Below are 13,870 nucleotides of genomic sequence, written 5' to 3'. Positions count from 1 at the left end.
ACGCCGCCCACGACCCACTCACCCCGCAAGCCCACGAGATCCTTCACGCCCTCAACATCGAACCGAACTGACACACCCCGGTGGCACGAGTCAGGTCTGATTCAGCCTTCGAGTTGGCCGGCATGGTTGGTGAGCCCATATTCGAGCATCGCGTCTGTTGTGACGTCGCGCGCTGGACGCTCAAATAGTGCGCCAGAGTTACGATGTGCAAGCACGACCGTTCGCACGTGGTGGAACCCCTGTGCGAGATAGTAATTGTGCAGATCGTGATTCGTGCGCCAGGCGTCGAGACGTAGCAGCTTCCCACCAAGCTGCGCGGCCCTATGGCCGCACCAATCTAGCAGTGCTGATCCAAGCCCGCTGTATCCGCTGATGGTCGAAATCTTGCTGACGTAGTAGGCAGGATCAGTCAATTCGTCAGGGCTCCAAAAATCCGGATCCCCGATCGGACTGAGAATCGTTGTGGCGACGGCATCGTATCCATCGCAGACGATGTAGGCGCGACCGGCTTCAATGTCGGGAACAACTTTGCTTTCCGCAAATCGGGGCGGCCACTGACTGATGCCACGCGAATGCAAGCGTGCAGTAGCAGCAGAAAGCACGTCAAGAAAGGCTTCCAGGTCGGACAGCTCGGCACGCCTAATGCTCGTCACGCTGGGACCTCGTAAAGCAGTCGGTGTCGATCGCCGGGGAGAACGCTGACGGTGCACCGAATCGGAGTACCGTCTTTGGCCGTGCCAGTCCGACTGTGGATTGTCACCGGAACTCCAGGACCGATTTCGAGAATCTTTGCCTCGTCCGGCGTGGGCATCCGGCTTGTAATTTCGTCAAGGTAGGCGACCTGAATATGACCACGGTCAGCGAGGTGCACAGTTAGACCTGTGACGACGTCGGCCGGGTCGAGGATCGCCGGGACCTCGTGAGCAAGCTCCATCGGGTAGTACGAATCGTTGATGTTCCAAGGTTGGTCGTCGACGAGGCGTACACGCTGCCGGACGGCGGCCAGACCGCCAGGAGCGAGCTGTAGTCGCTCGGCAACGTCGGACGGCGGTTGCACCACCGCGACCCGAATATCAGTCCTCGCGCGGCGGCCTTGTGCCTCCACGTCGTCCACCCAGGAGTCCACGCCTGTTGGCTTCCTGCGCGCTCGACTCTCCGAGCGTGATGCATAGATCCACACGGGTTCGCGCCGACTGACATGTCGTCCGCGTCCCTTGACGCTCGTGACAAGCCCGGCGTTCTCCAGGGTTCGCAACGCGCCACGAACCGTGTTCCTGGACACGTTGTAGCGCTGCATCAGTTCGGCCTCACTCGGCAGAGCTGCACCGGGCGGGAGCTCGCCAGTCTCGATAGCTCTCCTCAGGTCACCCGCCATCGCCTCATGCAGATGCACCCCGGCTGCGGCTCGCGCTGGTCCATCGGTCGTCACCTGACTGCTCCTCTGATTAGTACCAACAGATCTGTACCAACAACTCTACCCAAAAGCCTTGACTTGCGGTGGCCGGTCATGTGACGGTTACCCAGTGCCACCTGTTGGTACAGATTTGTTGGAACAGGAAAGACAGGTTCCGAACTAGCGACGCCCCGGCGGGTGCAACCGCCGAGGCGTCTGGGTCGCACTGGTCCGTTGAGAAGGAGCACAACCCAATGACCATCATCCACCTGTCAGCCGTCAGCAGCGAAGAGCCGACTCCCGCTGAACTGACTGCGATCGAGCACGAGTGGCCGCTTATCGCGGCCGACCTGGACCTGTTGAACGCCGAGATTGCGCTGATCAACGCCGGTCCGTACGCGTCGGAGCTGGAGACGCGCCGGGTCCGGCGCGCCCAACGCCGGGTGCTGGAGATCGGCCGGGAGCTGGCCGACCGCACCCCGGGCACGGAGGTTGTCGCGTGACCGCGCTGATGACCGAACGGGTTGTCGAGCTTCCGGTGTCGGACCTCGTCCAGGTCGATCTGGGCTGGTGGAAGGTCGCCGGTTACGACCTGGTGCAGGTCGTCTCGCCCCGTACGGCGCTGGGAACGGCGTGGATCGTCTGGCACGGCGACCACGTCTTACACACCACCGACACGCTGCCCCACGCGGGCGGCTGGGTCGCTAGCCACCTGACGGGAGGTCAGGCGCGATGAGCACTCCGCTGCGTACGTCGTACCCAGTCCCGGTAGAGGACCTGATCCCGGCCGCCCGCGAGTTTGCGGCCGAGCTGGGAGAGATCCCCTCACAGAACCGGCTGATGAAGCACCTGCGGATCGGCAAGGACAAGGCCAAGACGGTACATGCCGCCCTGACCGACGAGCCGACCAACGACCGCACCGGGGACCACCCGGAGACTCGGCTTCACTCGGTGCCGGACCCCGACGAGACCACCACCGACACCGCGACCGCCAACACGGCCGCCGACGACGCTGCGGAGGATTTTTCGCAGGTCACGGAGCAGGCGGCCCCGGTCTCCGACGACGAGGCGTTTCCGGTCGAACTGGTTCCCGCGGCTGCCTACCCGGACAGCACGGACAACATCTCCCCGGCATCCGAGACGACCCCGAAGACCAACGCTGAGACCGGTTCCGAGGACGCGGACGAAATGCGCCCGGTTCGGTCCTGGCCGGTGCTGCTGCTGGCGCTGCCCGCGTTCGTCGCGGTCTGGTCCGGCTGGGTCGGACTCGGTGAGCTGACCGGGTTCGGGGTCGTGCACCCGCTGCCGGGGATCGCGGACGGCTTCACGATCAACTCTGCGATCACGCTGCCGATCGGGGTCGAGACCTATGCCGCGTTCGCGCTGCGGGTGTGGCTGTCCGGCCGCGTGCCCGCCAAGGCACGCCGGTTCGCCAAGGTCTCCGCCCTGTCCGCGCTCGCGCTCGGTGCGCTGGGCCAGGTCGCCTATCACCTGCTAGAGGCCGCTGGCGTGACGGCCGCCCCGTGGCCGATCACCACCGTTGTGGCCTGCCTGCCCGTCGCCGTGCTCGGCATGGGCGCCGCACTGGCCCACCTGATCCACACCCGCCCCACGCAGAACCAGGAGCAGTGACATGACCGAACCCATGAACAACCTGCCCGACCCGATCGACCTCGACGCGCACCGCGCCCGCCGTGACGACGACACCAAGCCTGCCGACGAAACGGCCGGCGTGCTGGTGCCGCTGTCGCCAGGCGAGGTTCAGAGCATGGACACCGCCTACGAGATCGCGTTGGACGACACCGACGACGACCCCTCGACGGGCAAGGTCATCGTTCCCGTGGACACCCCCGGTCTGCCGGTACCGGTCACGGACGGCCACCGTCTGCCGATCATCCCGACCCACCTGCACCCGCAGAACCTGCGCGCCACCACCACCCGCGCCCTGGCTCGCGCCGCTCACGTGACCGCGTTCCACGCGGTCCGATCCCCTTGGTATGCAACGAAGTTCGGCTGGTTCGCCGGGCGTGGTCTGTCGCGGCTGATCGGTCGGCAGATGCGGTGGTGGTGGGTGCCGAACTCGGTGCAGTTGGAGCAGAAGGCGGCCGACGCGGGGGAGCTGAGGGAGTGGGAGAAGATCCACCGTCAGCTCAAGGCAACTCGCATGTGGCGCGGTCTGGTCCTGGCGGCACAGAACCTCAGTCTGGCGATTGGGTTGCCGATCGCGTGGAACGCGGCCCCGGCCGCTGGTCTCGCGGTTGCCGGTGCGGCGGCGGTCGCCGGGCTCGCGCACTACGGAAGACCCGCAGGTCAGACCGTACTCGGTACCGCTGTGGTCGCGCCTCGATACCGCAAGCTGAACTCTGACATTGTGCTGCGTGCGTACTACGCGGCCGGTCTCGGCAAGCCAGACAAGGCGGACCAGGAGGTGCGGTTCGGCTCGCCCATGTCCCGCGACGCACGGAACACCGGTTCGCAGGTCGTGGTGGATCTGCCGTACGGCAAGAGCTGGTCGGACGTGGTGGGCGTGCGGGAGAAGATCGCGTCCGGGCTGGACGTGCACCTGAACCAGGTGTTCCTGACGCCGGACAAGTCCAGCTCGCGGCGGCACACGCTGTTCGTGTCGGATCGGGACCCGCTGGCCGTCGCGGTGGGTCGCACGGAGATGCTGGACTGCAAGCCGCGCAGCATTTGGGACCCGGTGAAGCTGGGCAAGGACGAGCGGGACTCGCTGGTCACGCTGCTGCTGATGTGGAACTCGCTGCTGGTCGGTGCCCAGCCGCGTAAGGGCAAGACCTTCTTTGCCCGGCTGGTGGCGTTGTGGGCGGCACTGGACCCGTTCGTCAAGCTCATCGTTGCTGACGGCAAGAACTCGCCGGACTGGTTGGGGTTCAAGAAGGTCGCGCACCGCACGGTGTTCGGGACGCACCCGAACCCCAACGACGACAACCCGATTGAGCGGTTGCAGGCGATCTTGGATGAGGTGCTGGCTCATATCGATCGGGTGAACTCGATCCTGACCACGTTGCCGGTCACGATGTGCCCGGACGGCAAGCTGACCAAGGAGCTCGCCCGTGACCCGCGCTATCCGGATCTGCGGGTGCTGGTGATGGTGATGGAGGAGTTCCAGGTCTACTTCGAGACCGAGGACCAGGCCGTGAACAAGGAGATCGCGGCCAAGCTGTCCCGCATTCAGGCAGTCGGCCCGTCGGCCGGCGTGATCATCGAGTCCAGCTCGCAGAAGCCGTCCGGTGTCGGCGCGGGCGACGTGGGCCGCCTGTTCAACCGGTACCGCGACAACCACTCGGTGAGGTTCGCGCTCAAGTGCGGCAACCGGATCGTGTCCGAGGCCGTGCTCGGTGGCGACGCGTACGCCGAAGGGTTCGACGCCTCCGCCCTGCCGGTAGGTGACGAGTATCGCGGCGTCGGCTACCTGTACGGCGTCACCGACAACACCCCGACGGTGCGGTCGTTTCTCGCGGACGCGGCCGACGCGGACAAGATCCTGACCGCCGCCCGGAAGCGCCGCGAGCAGCTCGGCACGCTGACCGGTGAAGCGGCCGGGGACGAGCTGGAGCGCGCCAGCCGGGATGTGCTGGCCGATGTGCTCGCGGTGATGGGTCCGGACGGCAAGGCGCACTGGGACACCATCGCCGGACGGCTGAGCAACCAGATGCCCGAGCAGTACGAGGGCACCACGCCCGAGGCGATCTCCGCGCAGGCCCGCGCGGCCGGTGTCCCGTCGGTGAACGTGAAGCGCGACGGCGTGGTCCGCAAGGGCGTCAGCGCAGACGACCTGCGCGCCGCCATGGCCCGCCGCGACAACACCAACTGACTCCGAATGATCTACGGAGCGTAATCGTCACTACTAGGGGTGCGGGACGGCTGAGGTAGCGCTCCCGGCGCTACTGGTAGCGGCTGCGCTACCCGTCCCGCTACCCCGCAACTCAACCCCCACCAGGCCGTATATCCGCAGGTAGCGGGTCGCGGCCACGGCTCCGCACGCCCAAAATCCGGCCCCTGGAGGCTTCCCATGCTGTCCCGCGCCGCTACCGCCACCCTCACTGCCGCTACCCACGGTAGCGACGGCTCCGACACTGTCGCTACCCTCACCGCGGCCGCCCACACCGCCGGACAGGTCGCCACGGTCCTACTGATCGTGACCGCCGCCGTCACGTTCTACCTGTTCACCTGCCTGATCTGGCCGTTCGGCAAGTGCCGCCGCTGCAAGGGCGTCGGCAAGTTCAAGTCCCCGTTCGGCAACGCGTTCCGGCACTGCGGGAAGTGCGAGGGGTCGGGTCTGCGGGTCCGGCTCGGACGGCACGTCATCAACCACATGCGCGCCGTCCGGGGCGCTGGCCAGAACTCGACCAGCAAGGGCGACAAGCGATGACCGCCGCGCTGGATGGGTTCAGCCTGCACCCGGCCCGTTCGGTCTGGATCGAGCTGTGGAACGGGAAACAGGCGCTCGGCTGGGACTACCACGGGACGCCCGTGTTCCGGTTCCGGTGGGCACCCGCGGGGCTCGCCACTCGCCGCCAGCTCCGTGCGATGCGCATGTGTCCGGGCGGGCAGGAGCCGTACGCGCTGCTGGTGTGGCGCAACGGCAAGCGCTGGGCGTGGCTGTACCGGCTCGACCTTGCCAAGCCGTCCCGCGTCCCGTCACCGGCCCAGCTCAACGCCTTGGACAAGGCGATGCAGGCCCGCCGTACCTGCGGTCTGTGCAAGGCCGTCACCGACTACTGCATCCCGACCTCTGACGGCCGCTGCCTGGACTGCATCGATGCCGCCAGCTACCCGACTGCCGCCTGAACACTCGAGAGGAGATCCCCGATGAACGACGTGCTGACCGCCGCCCTGGCTGCTGCTGATCGTGGCTGGCCGGTGTTCATGCTCGGTCGCTCCAAGCGGCCGGTTGCCAACTGCGACGACTGCCGCGACACCCCGCACGACCCGGCGACCTGTGGGCATCTGACCTGTCACGGGTTCTACGCCGCGACCACCGACCCGGCCCGCGTCGCGCAGATCGTGGCCGCGGTCCCGGCCGGACAGCTCGCCGTCCGGACCGGTGGCGTGTCCGGGCTGGTGGTGGTCGACGTAGACCCCGCGCACGGCGGGAACGACAGCCTGGCCGAGCTGGTCACGCACCAGCTGGTACCGCGCACGCTCTGGGTGCGCACCGGCTCCGGCGGAGTGCATCTGTACTACCGGCACCCCGGCCGCGAGATCGCGTCGCGGCCGATGCCGGGACGGGCCGGGATCGATGTGAAGGCTGACGGCGGGTACGTCGTACTGCCGCCCTCGATCCACCACCGCACCCGTCAGCCCTACCGGTGGGGATCGGGTCCGGCCGACCCGGTCGAGATGCCCCCTCCGCTGATCGCCGCATGCATGCCCGCTACGCCGGCCGAATCCGCCACCGTCCCGGCCGGGCCGATCCGGACGACCAGTCCGGGGGGCATCTCGAACCCGGAAGGGCTGCTCACGTCCACGCTCAACGCCGTACGGAACGCACCCGAGGGCAAGCGCCGAACGACGCTCTACGGGGCCGCGAGGGGCGTTGCGCGGATGGTGGCGGCTGGTGCGATCAGCCACGCTGACGCGATCGCCGCGCTGACCGCCGTGGGGCAGCAAGTAGACCAGACCGCCCGCGACATTCGAGCCGCTATCTCCGGTGGCTTCCATGACGAAGGGATCGCCGCATGACCACGCCAAGCACCGACCCGACGCAGCCGATCGACGGTGCCCGACTGCTGGACGACGTCGCCGCCGCGATCGCCCGCTACGTCATCCTCCCCAGTCCTTCCGCAGCCGTTGCCGTCGTGCTCTGGATCGCGGCCACTCATGCCGTGAAGGCGTGGAACTGTGCGCCGCGGCTGGTGATCCGGGCACCGGAGCGACGGTGCGGTAAGTCGCGGTTGCTGGACATGGTGGAGGCGCTGTGTCACCGGCCGCTGATGACCGTGAACGCGTCGCCGTCGGCGGTGTACCGGTCGATCGGTATGGCTCCGAGTGATCCGCCGACGCTGCTGATCGATGAGGCCGACACGATCTTTGGCCCCAAGGCGGGAGAGAACGAAGATCTGCGGGGACTGCTGAACGCCGGTCACCAGCGCGGCCGTCCGGCGCTGCGGTACGACGCCGGGACGAAGTCGGTGGAGAAGATCCAGACGTTCGCCATGGCCGCCCTGGCGGGCATTGGTGCCATGCCGGACACGATCGAGGACCGGGCCGCCGTGATCCGGATGCGCCGCCGCGCTCCTGGTGAGCAGGTCGCACCGTACCGGGTGCGGCGTGACGGCCCGGAGCTGGACGAGCTGCGCCAGCTCCTGAATCAGTGGCTCGCTCCGCAGGTGACCGAGCTGACTAAGGCCGCACCGGACATGCCCCTGGAGGACCGCGCGGCCGACACCTGGGAGCCGATGATCGCGGTTGCCGATCTGGCAGGCGGGGACTGGCCACGGGCCGCACGGAAGGCCGCTGTGGCGCTCACCAGCGACCGGGACGCGGGCGATGAAGGCTCTACGCCGACCCGGCTGTTGGCGGACTGCCGCACCGCGTTCCAGGACGCCGACGCGCTGCCCACCGCGATCCTGCTGGAACGGCTCCGCAGCGACCCCGAAGCGCCCTGGGCGACGATCGGAAAGGCCGGGCTCACGGCGATGCGCATGGGCAACCTGCTGCGCGAGTTCGAGATCCACAGCGACACCATCCGGTTCCCGACCGGACAGGCGAAGGGCTACTACCGCAGCGACTTCACCGACGCCTGGAACCGCTACTGCCCCGAGCCGAAACCCTCGGGTGGGGAAGCCGTATCAGCCGTACCAGCCGTAACACCGCAGGTCAGCCCCGGTACGGCTTACCCCACTGGTACGGCTCAAGGCGTACCAGGCACTCAAGCCTCCTCGACCCTGACCAGCCAAAACGAGGCTGGTACGGCTGGTACGCCTTGGGCCCTGCGAGCTGTCAGCGATGACTCGACCTCTGGAGCCGCATGAAGACCCACACGCCTGTCTCACACCTGATCCCCGTTCCAGACGACGAATCGACGGCGACCGTCCACGACTTCAGAGCACTCGTCTACACGGTGCCGGAGGTTGCGCAGCTCCTTGCCGTCTCCCGCAACACCGCCTACCAGATGGTCCGCACAGGGCAGATTCCTGCGCGCCGACTCGGCACCCGTTGGGTCGTTCCGCGCCGCGCATTCCACACCTGGCTTGATGCCACACCGATACCCGACGACTCCGCAACCCTCGCCACCGCATCGAACTGGAGCTGACAAACCGAGATGGGATACATCCGAAAGACCCCGGCTGGTAAGTGGAAGGCGTGCTGGCGCGATGCGACCGGCCGCCAGCCGTCGAAGACCTTTCCCACACGCCGCGAGGCGACTGCCTTCCTGGCGACTATCGAATCAACGAAGCACACGGGTACGTACGTCGATCCGCACGCTGCGAGGCGCATCAAGTTCGGCGCGTACGCCGCGCAGTGGATGGAGTCGCACAACGTCGAGCTGACGACGCGGGCGCGTGATCTGTCGCTGCTGAAGAACCACGTGGTCGCGCACTGGGCGAATGCGCCGCTATCAGCCATTGACCATTCGTCAGCGCAGAAGTGGATCACCGGTCTCTCGCGTCAGCTCTCGCCGTCCACAGTTGGTGAATGCCACCGCCTATTCAGCGCGGTCCTGAAGGCGGCGAATCGTGACCGGCTGATCGCTGTGAATCCGGCGAAGGACGTTCGGCTCCCGAAGAAGCGTCAGCAGGCGGGCGACAGGCAGACGATCAGCCGGGAGGATTTCACCACTCGTCTCCTCCCGGCCGTTCCCGAGCGGCATCGAGCGATCGTCGCGCTTGCTGGCGGCACTGGACTGCGGTGGGGCGAATGCGTCGGGCTCCGCTGGGAGTCGGTCGATCTGGTGGCCGGCACTTTGCGAGTCGAGCGCGTAGCCGTCGAGGTGAATGGTCATGTGACCCCCAAGCCCTACCCGAAGTCGCGAGCTGGCCGCCGCGTCGTTCCGGTGCCGCCGATGGTGGCGCGGCTCCTGGAGGAGTACCGCGAGCTGTACGGGACCGGGCAGGCAGGGGAGGTGTTCATCAACGAGGCGGGCACCCCTTTGCGTCGGACGCTGTTCCGGGCGCGCATCTGGCGGCCATCGCTCGTGCGGGCTGGGTTGCTCGGCTGGGTCGCGGCGGAGGGGGACAAGTTCCGGGGCACCTGGCCGACCCCGGCCGGGGACGCGACCGAGCTGTTCAAGACCAAGGCTCAGGCCGTCAAGGCAGTAGCACGCCACGCCGAAGGCGGTCTGCGGTTTCACGACCTCCGGCACTCGTACGCGTCGTGGCTGATCACCTCGGGTGTGCCGGTTCCCGACGTGCAGCGGGTGATGGGGCATGAGCGGCCGACAACGACGCTGATGATCTACACGCACGTCCAGGGAGGCTCGCAGGAGCGGGTTCTAGGGGCTCTTGCTGCCTTTTCGCTGCCTGACGAGGGCTGAAACGAGTAGAGCGGGGACCCGGATGGCTCTGGGTTCCCGCTCTGACCTGCGTGTTCTTCGGGTGGGCGATACTGGGTTCGAACCAGTGACCTCTTCGGTGTGAACGAAGCGCGCTACCACTGCGCCAATCGCCCGGGATGGTGCTGATGTTTCCTGTGTGGTGTTGCGGGTGAAACCATAGCGCATGATGAAGCGACGATCTAATCGGGCCGGGCTACTCTTGCTGAAAGACGGAGACCCCGTCGCGTTGGAGACGTGATTGTGACTTTTTCGCACGACACTGAGCAGGCGCTCGGAACGCTGGTCCGGCTGGTCAACACGATGCCGGGACCGAACAGCCAGGTCGACACGCTGGAGACGATGGAGGAACTGGAGAAGTTCGTCCAGGAACGGGAGTTCAGTGCGGTCGGCGAGTTGACGGAGAAGGATCTTGCCGAGGTCCGGGATCTGCGCCCGCTGTTCGCTCCGGTGTTCACCACGGACTCCGACGCGTCCGCGGCGACGATGATCAACGCGATCATCGCGCGCGGTACGTCGACTCCGCGGCTGACGAACCACGACGGGCATCCGTGGCACATCCACTACTCGCGCGACGGCGCGTCGTTGGCGTGCCGGATCACGGTGGAGTGCGGGATCGCGCTCGCCCAGGTGATCTCGGCCGGTGAACGCGAACGTCTTCGCCGCTGCGAGGCTCCGGACTGCGACGACGCCCTGATCGACCTGTCCCGCAACCGGTCCAAGCGCTACTGCGACGCCCGCACCTGCGGCAACCGCTTGCACGTAGCCGCCTACCGAGAACGCCGCAAAGCCTCCGGCGAGTAACCCCGCGACGCCTGGCCGCGACCGGCGGCCTGCCGCGCCACTCGTCGCCGCTGGCGGGTCGTGTGGCCGCTGGCCCGCTGTAGAGCCTGTTGCAGAATCAACGCCCGGTCGAGCTTGGTGGGGGATAGAGCGGCGATATGGCTCGAATCTGCGGCTCAGGTGGAGTAAACCAGCCGCAATCGCTGGAAAAATCACTGCGTTTTGGTGCGGACGGAAACACCCAGATCCAATTTGCAACAGGCTCTGTAAGCCGCCAGCGGCGACGTAACCCGCCAGCGGGCCGACAATGCCGGGCGAAATGACCTGACTCGTCCGGAGGCCGCCCGGTACGGTCGGCGGCTGTGACTGCAGACGGCGTGCCACCTCCGGTTCCGAGGCTCGATGCAGTGGACTTGGTCCGCGCAGTCAACGAGACCACGGGCGCCGGGCTCGACTTCGTGGGCCGGGCCGCGGCAGGAGAGGTCGGCGCCGCGTTCGTCCGCTGGCCCGACGGGCGTGACGGCGTACTCACGCGCGGTCACGGCTCGCCGGCCGAGCTCCGACGTACGGCGGAAGTCCTCGACACAGCGCGCCGCGACGGGCTGCCGGTACCGCGGTACGAACTGATCACCGAACTGCCGGGCGCCGACTCCGGCGCAGCTGATGCCCTCGCAGGCCACGGCCTCGCCGGTGCAGTCGCCGTCGTTCAGGAGCGGCTGCCGGGGTCTCCGGCGGCAACGGTCGACCGGTCGCTGCTGACGGCGATGATCGCGGCGATCGAACTGTTCGCCGGCCGGGGCGGCGACCTGCCCACGCCTGCCATGCATCTGCTCGAGAGCGGACCTGGTTTCTGCCTGCACGAATCACTCCAGCGGTACGACGATCGCACGCGCAAGCTGCTGGCGTGGATCCACGAAGTCGGGCGGAGCGAGCCGAGCGGAATGACCGGCGACGACCTCGTCCACCTCGACTTCCATACCGGCAACGTCCTGGTCGAGGACGGACGGATCACCGGGATCGTCGACTGGGACGGCATCGGGCGCGGCGACCGGCGATTCGCGCTGGTCACGCTGCGGTTCGACGCGCAGGTACGGCTGCCCGGCGCGGACCTGACCTGGTTCGACGAACTCCTCGACACGACGCTCGAACCCGACGTACTGCGGCTCTACTGGGCCCACCTGTCCTTGCGCCTGGTCGACTGGTCCATCCGGCACCACTCCCCCGCCGACGTCACCACCTGGCTCGACTTCGCCGCAACCCGCGTCCCCTGATCAATTCTCCTGGATCAACCCTTTTCGGCCTGCCCCGAAAGGGGTCTCGGCACCCTGCCGACGGCGAATGATCCTCCCTACCTTCGATGGTGAGACCTCCAACCGGGGGTCACCACTCGGGAGGGAAACAGAATGCGAAAGATTGCACTGGCAGCCGCGAGTCTCGCCATCGCCGGCGCGGGCGCGGCGTTCGCACCGTCGGCGAACGCGGCCACCACTGACGCGTCGGCGACGATGGGGACCACCGCGTCGTGTCCGTCCGGCGCGGTCTGCATCCAGGAGCTGAACGGCACCATCTACAGCAAGAACATCTTCTACAGCTACGGCGCGCATAACCTGTCGAACGTGATCGGCGACAAGATCGTGATCAACAACCAGACTGGCGGCGCCGGCTACAAGCTCTGCTCGAAGTACGGCGGCAGCGGCACTTGCACCACCGTCGTCCGCTGGACGGGCCCGTCGAAGCCCTACAACATGACTTGGGTCAACTCGGTCGTGCTCGTCAAGTAAGCGGCGAGCCGAACCGGCCCGGGCAGCACGCCTGGGCCGGTTTCGGCTGTCTCAGCCGCCTGCCGGCGGGACGAACGCGGCAACTGCACTCGTCAGCAATGGGGACAAGACGGTGAGCGCCGTCAGCGGGCTCCGGAGCAGCGAGACATCGAGATGCAGCAGGCCTTCGAGCCGACCGCGCCCCGCAACCCACGCCCCCGTGGGCAGGCCATCCGGCGGCAGCGGGTACGTCCGATCGACCACTGCCCGCGCGGACCTCCGCCAAGCCGCGATCAACGGCAGGTTGAGCAACGACGCGAGCGCCGCGAACAGTACGCCGTAATAGAACACGTTGGCCGCCGGAAACCGCGCGGCACCGTCAGGATGCGCCTCGAGAAACGCAGCGCGCAGCATGCTCGCTCCGACCAGCGCGGCAACCACGGCGAGCGCGAACGCGCCGACACAGCGCTCGACGAGATTCCACAGCCGCAGCAACTGCTCGATCAAATCCCGGCGAGGCGAAGGCGCTTCGTTGCTCGAGGCACCGGTCGTCACGGCCGGCGGCAGACTCCCGATCCGAGATGCCAGCAAGCGACACGTTTCGTGCGCACGCCAGACGATGACGACCCACGGCACACCCGCCAGCAAGGAAGTTGCCAAGACCGCGCTGACGCGCCACTCAATCCCCTTCACAGGAAGATCCGGGACACCGCTGCCCACGACACTCCGGCCCAAGACCAAAACGCCGGCGCCAACGAGCGCCGGCAGCAGATAGGCCAGCGATCCGGTCTCGAGCAGCCCCCAGTCAACTGCGTGCCGAAGGATGCGGACGGCGACCACCATCAAGCCGAGAAACAGCACGCCCGCCGCAGCGGCCACCAACCGCCACACATCCCATGCAGCACTACGAACAAAGGCTTCACTCCCCGCGTCCCCGCTCGAAGCATCCACCCCGAGCACAGCCGCCCCCACAAAGACCAGCCCCGCACTCCCAACCACCACCCCCGGCCCCCCAGCCCGGCACACCCCCAGGCCCCCTGCCACAATCCCCGCCCCCAACCCCCGTCAAAGCCGGCACTCACCCCACGCTCGCCCCAAGCCGCACGCCCAGCGCCACCCAACAAAGGGCCCATCCCTGAAGTTATCCCCGCCACCCTCCAAGCACCAGAACCGACCCCACCCCCTGCCACTGCCACTGCCACCGCCACTGCCACCGCCACTGCCACCGCCACTGCCACCGCCACTGCCACCGCCACTGCCACCGCCACCGCCACTGCCACCGCCACCGCCACTGCCACTGCCACCGCAACTGCCACCGCCCGTCGAACGCAGCCACGCACACCCACACGCAAGCCACGTCACGGCCCCGAACCGTGCAATCTGGTCATCGCCGAGCGCACGCGGCGCCACGCCACC

16 protein-coding genes and 1 tRNA gene are annotated in these 13,870 nt (G+C 67.4%); 13 read left to right on the top strand and 4 right to left on the bottom strand.

Features of this window, described 5'->3' with window-relative positions:
• Window positions 1–101: 101 nt before the first annotated feature.
• Window positions 102–653, bottom strand: a complete 552-nt coding sequence (locus AB0B82_RS14760; RefSeq protein WP_360167156.1) for a hypothetical protein — start codon at window positions 651–653, stop codon at window positions 102–104.
• The gene (locus AB0B82_RS14755) at window positions 650–1,375 is read right to left on the bottom strand and encodes a GntR family transcriptional regulator (protein WP_360167153.1); all 726 of its coding nucleotides are present in this window, start codon (window positions 1,373–1,375) and stop codon (window positions 650–652) included. Before AB0B82_RS14755 ends, AB0B82_RS14760 begins: the two co-directional genes overlap by 4 nt.
• A gap of 272 nt (window positions 1,376–1,647) precedes the next feature.
• Between AB0B82_RS14755 and AB0B82_RS14750 the strand changes: the two genes are divergently transcribed.
• The 10 genes from AB0B82_RS14750 (at window position 1,648) to AB0B82_RS14705 (ending at window position 9,893) form a co-directional block, all read left to right on the top strand.
• Entirely contained in the window at window positions 1,648–1,896 is a 249-nt protein-coding gene (locus AB0B82_RS14750) for a DUF6284 family protein (RefSeq protein WP_360167150.1), read from the top strand.
• Window positions 1,893–2,129, top strand: coding sequence for a hypothetical protein (locus tag AB0B82_RS14745; RefSeq protein ID WP_360167147.1), 237 nt, complete (start codon window positions 1,893–1,895; stop codon window positions 2,127–2,129). Before AB0B82_RS14750 ends, AB0B82_RS14745 begins: the two co-directional genes overlap by 4 nt.
• Complete coding sequence (locus AB0B82_RS14740; RefSeq protein ID WP_360167144.1) at window positions 2,126–3,025, top strand: ABC transporter permease; 900 nt, start codon at window positions 2,126–2,128, stop codon at window positions 3,023–3,025. The genes AB0B82_RS14745 and AB0B82_RS14740 overlap by 4 nt, the downstream gene beginning before the upstream one ends.
• Before the next feature lies 1 nt (window position 3,026).
• Window positions 3,027–5,228 carry a cell division protein FtsK gene (locus tag AB0B82_RS14735; protein WP_360167141.1) on the top strand — a complete coding sequence of 734 codons (2,202 nt, stop codon included), beginning with the start codon at window positions 3,027–3,029 and terminating at the stop codon, window positions 5,226–5,228.
• Between the two features lie 198 nt (window positions 5,229–5,426).
• Window positions 5,427–5,786, top strand: coding sequence for a hypothetical protein (locus AB0B82_RS14730; protein WP_360167138.1), 360 nt, complete (start codon window positions 5,427–5,429; stop codon window positions 5,784–5,786).
• A complete protein-coding gene (locus tag AB0B82_RS14725; protein ID WP_360167135.1) occupies window positions 5,783–6,205 on the top strand; it encodes an RRQRL motif-containing zinc-binding protein in 423 nt (140 codons plus the stop codon). Before AB0B82_RS14730 ends, AB0B82_RS14725 begins: the two co-directional genes overlap by 4 nt.
• 21 nt (window positions 6,206–6,226) lie before the next feature.
• Window positions 6,227–7,099, top strand: coding sequence for a bifunctional DNA primase/polymerase (locus tag AB0B82_RS14720; RefSeq protein ID WP_360167132.1), 873 nt, complete (start codon window positions 6,227–6,229; stop codon window positions 7,097–7,099).
• The gene (locus AB0B82_RS14715; RefSeq protein WP_360167129.1) at window positions 7,096–8,391 is read left to right on the top strand and encodes a DUF3631 domain-containing protein; all 1,296 of its coding nucleotides are present in this window, start codon (window positions 7,096–7,098) and stop codon (window positions 8,389–8,391) included. The genes AB0B82_RS14720 and AB0B82_RS14715 overlap by 4 nt, the downstream gene beginning before the upstream one ends.
• On the top strand, window positions 8,388–8,672 hold the full coding sequence (locus AB0B82_RS14710) for a helix-turn-helix domain-containing protein (RefSeq protein ID WP_360167126.1): 285 nt from the start codon (window positions 8,388–8,390) through the stop codon (window positions 8,670–8,672). The genes AB0B82_RS14715 and AB0B82_RS14710 overlap by 4 nt, the downstream gene beginning before the upstream one ends.
• 9 nt (window positions 8,673–8,681) lie before the next feature.
• Complete coding sequence (locus AB0B82_RS14705; RefSeq protein WP_360167123.1) at window positions 8,682–9,893, top strand: site-specific integrase; 1,212 nt, start codon at window positions 8,682–8,684, stop codon at window positions 9,891–9,893.
• 62 nt (window positions 9,894–9,955) lie between these two features.
• Here AB0B82_RS14705 and AB0B82_RS14700 read toward each other — a convergent pair.
• A tRNA-Val gene (locus AB0B82_RS14700) sits at window positions 9,956–10,027 on the bottom strand.
• A 127-nt stretch (window positions 10,028–10,154) separates the two neighbouring features.
• Between AB0B82_RS14700 and AB0B82_RS14695 the strand changes: the two genes are divergently transcribed.
• The 3 genes from AB0B82_RS14695 (at window position 10,155) to AB0B82_RS14685 (ending at window position 12,475) form a co-directional block, all read left to right on the top strand.
• Window positions 10,155–10,715 (top strand): CGNR zinc finger domain-containing protein, encoded by a 561-nt coding sequence (locus AB0B82_RS14695; protein ID WP_360167120.1) that lies wholly within the window; start codon window positions 10,155–10,157, stop codon window positions 10,713–10,715.
• A 386-nt stretch (window positions 10,716–11,101) separates the two neighbouring features.
• A complete protein-coding gene (locus tag AB0B82_RS14690) occupies window positions 11,102–11,965 on the top strand; it encodes a phosphotransferase (RefSeq protein WP_360167117.1) in 864 nt (287 codons plus the stop codon).
• Window positions 11,966–12,097: 132 nt separating this feature from the next.
• Window positions 12,098–12,475 carry a hypothetical protein gene (locus tag AB0B82_RS14685; RefSeq protein WP_360167114.1) on the top strand — a complete coding sequence of 126 codons (378 nt, stop codon included), beginning with the start codon at window positions 12,098–12,100 and terminating at the stop codon, window positions 12,473–12,475.
• A gap of 51 nt (window positions 12,476–12,526) precedes the next feature.
• Here the strand turns inward: AB0B82_RS14685 and AB0B82_RS14680 are convergent, their stop codons facing one another.
• Window positions 12,527–13,333 carry a hypothetical protein gene (locus AB0B82_RS14680; RefSeq protein ID WP_360167111.1) on the bottom strand — a complete coding sequence of 269 codons (807 nt, stop codon included), beginning with the start codon at window positions 13,331–13,333 and terminating at the stop codon, window positions 12,527–12,529.
• Between the last annotated feature and the right edge of the window lie 537 nt (window positions 13,334–13,870).

The sequence above is a fragment of the Kribbella sp. NPDC048915 genome (genome assembly GCF_040649595.1).
Taxonomy (GTDB): domain Bacteria; phylum Actinomycetota; class Actinomycetes; order Propionibacteriales; family Kribbellaceae; genus Kribbella.
Note: the sequence above shows the minus strand (reverse complement) of the source record. Positions and strands in the feature narration are given on the sequence as shown.

Bases quoted from the DNA above. Each gene is read 5' to 3' on its own strand.
- AB0B82_RS14755 (WP_360167153.1), bottom strand. From the start codon at position 1,375: ATGGCGGGTGACCTGAGGAGAGCTATCGAGACTGGCGAGCTCCCGCCC.
- AB0B82_RS14750 (WP_360167150.1), top strand. From the start codon at position 1,648: ATGACCATCATCCACCTGTCAGCCGTCAGCAGCGAAGAGCCGACTCCC.
- AB0B82_RS14740 (WP_360167144.1), top strand. From the start codon at position 2,126: ATGAGCACTCCGCTGCGTACGTCGTACCCAGTCCCGGTAGAGGACCTG.
- AB0B82_RS14735 (WP_360167141.1), top strand. From the start codon at position 3,027: ATGACCGAACCCATGAACAACCTGCCCGACCCGATCGACCTCGACGCG.
- AB0B82_RS14730 (WP_360167138.1), top strand. From the start codon at position 5,427: ATGCTGTCCCGCGCCGCTACCGCCACCCTCACTGCCGCTACCCACGGT.
- AB0B82_RS14725 (WP_360167135.1), top strand. From the start codon at position 5,783: ATGACCGCCGCGCTGGATGGGTTCAGCCTGCACCCGGCCCGTTCGGTC.
- AB0B82_RS14720 (WP_360167132.1), top strand. From the start codon at position 6,227: ATGAACGACGTGCTGACCGCCGCCCTGGCTGCTGCTGATCGTGGCTGG.
- AB0B82_RS14715 (WP_360167129.1), top strand. From the start codon at position 7,096: ATGACCACGCCAAGCACCGACCCGACGCAGCCGATCGACGGTGCCCGA.
- AB0B82_RS14710 (WP_360167126.1), top strand. From the start codon at position 8,388: ATGAAGACCCACACGCCTGTCTCACACCTGATCCCCGTTCCAGACGAC.
- AB0B82_RS14705 (WP_360167123.1), top strand. From the start codon at position 8,682: ATGGGATACATCCGAAAGACCCCGGCTGGTAAGTGGAAGGCGTGCTGG.
- AB0B82_RS14685 (WP_360167114.1), top strand. From the start codon at position 12,098: ATGCGAAAGATTGCACTGGCAGCCGCGAGTCTCGCCATCGCCGGCGCG.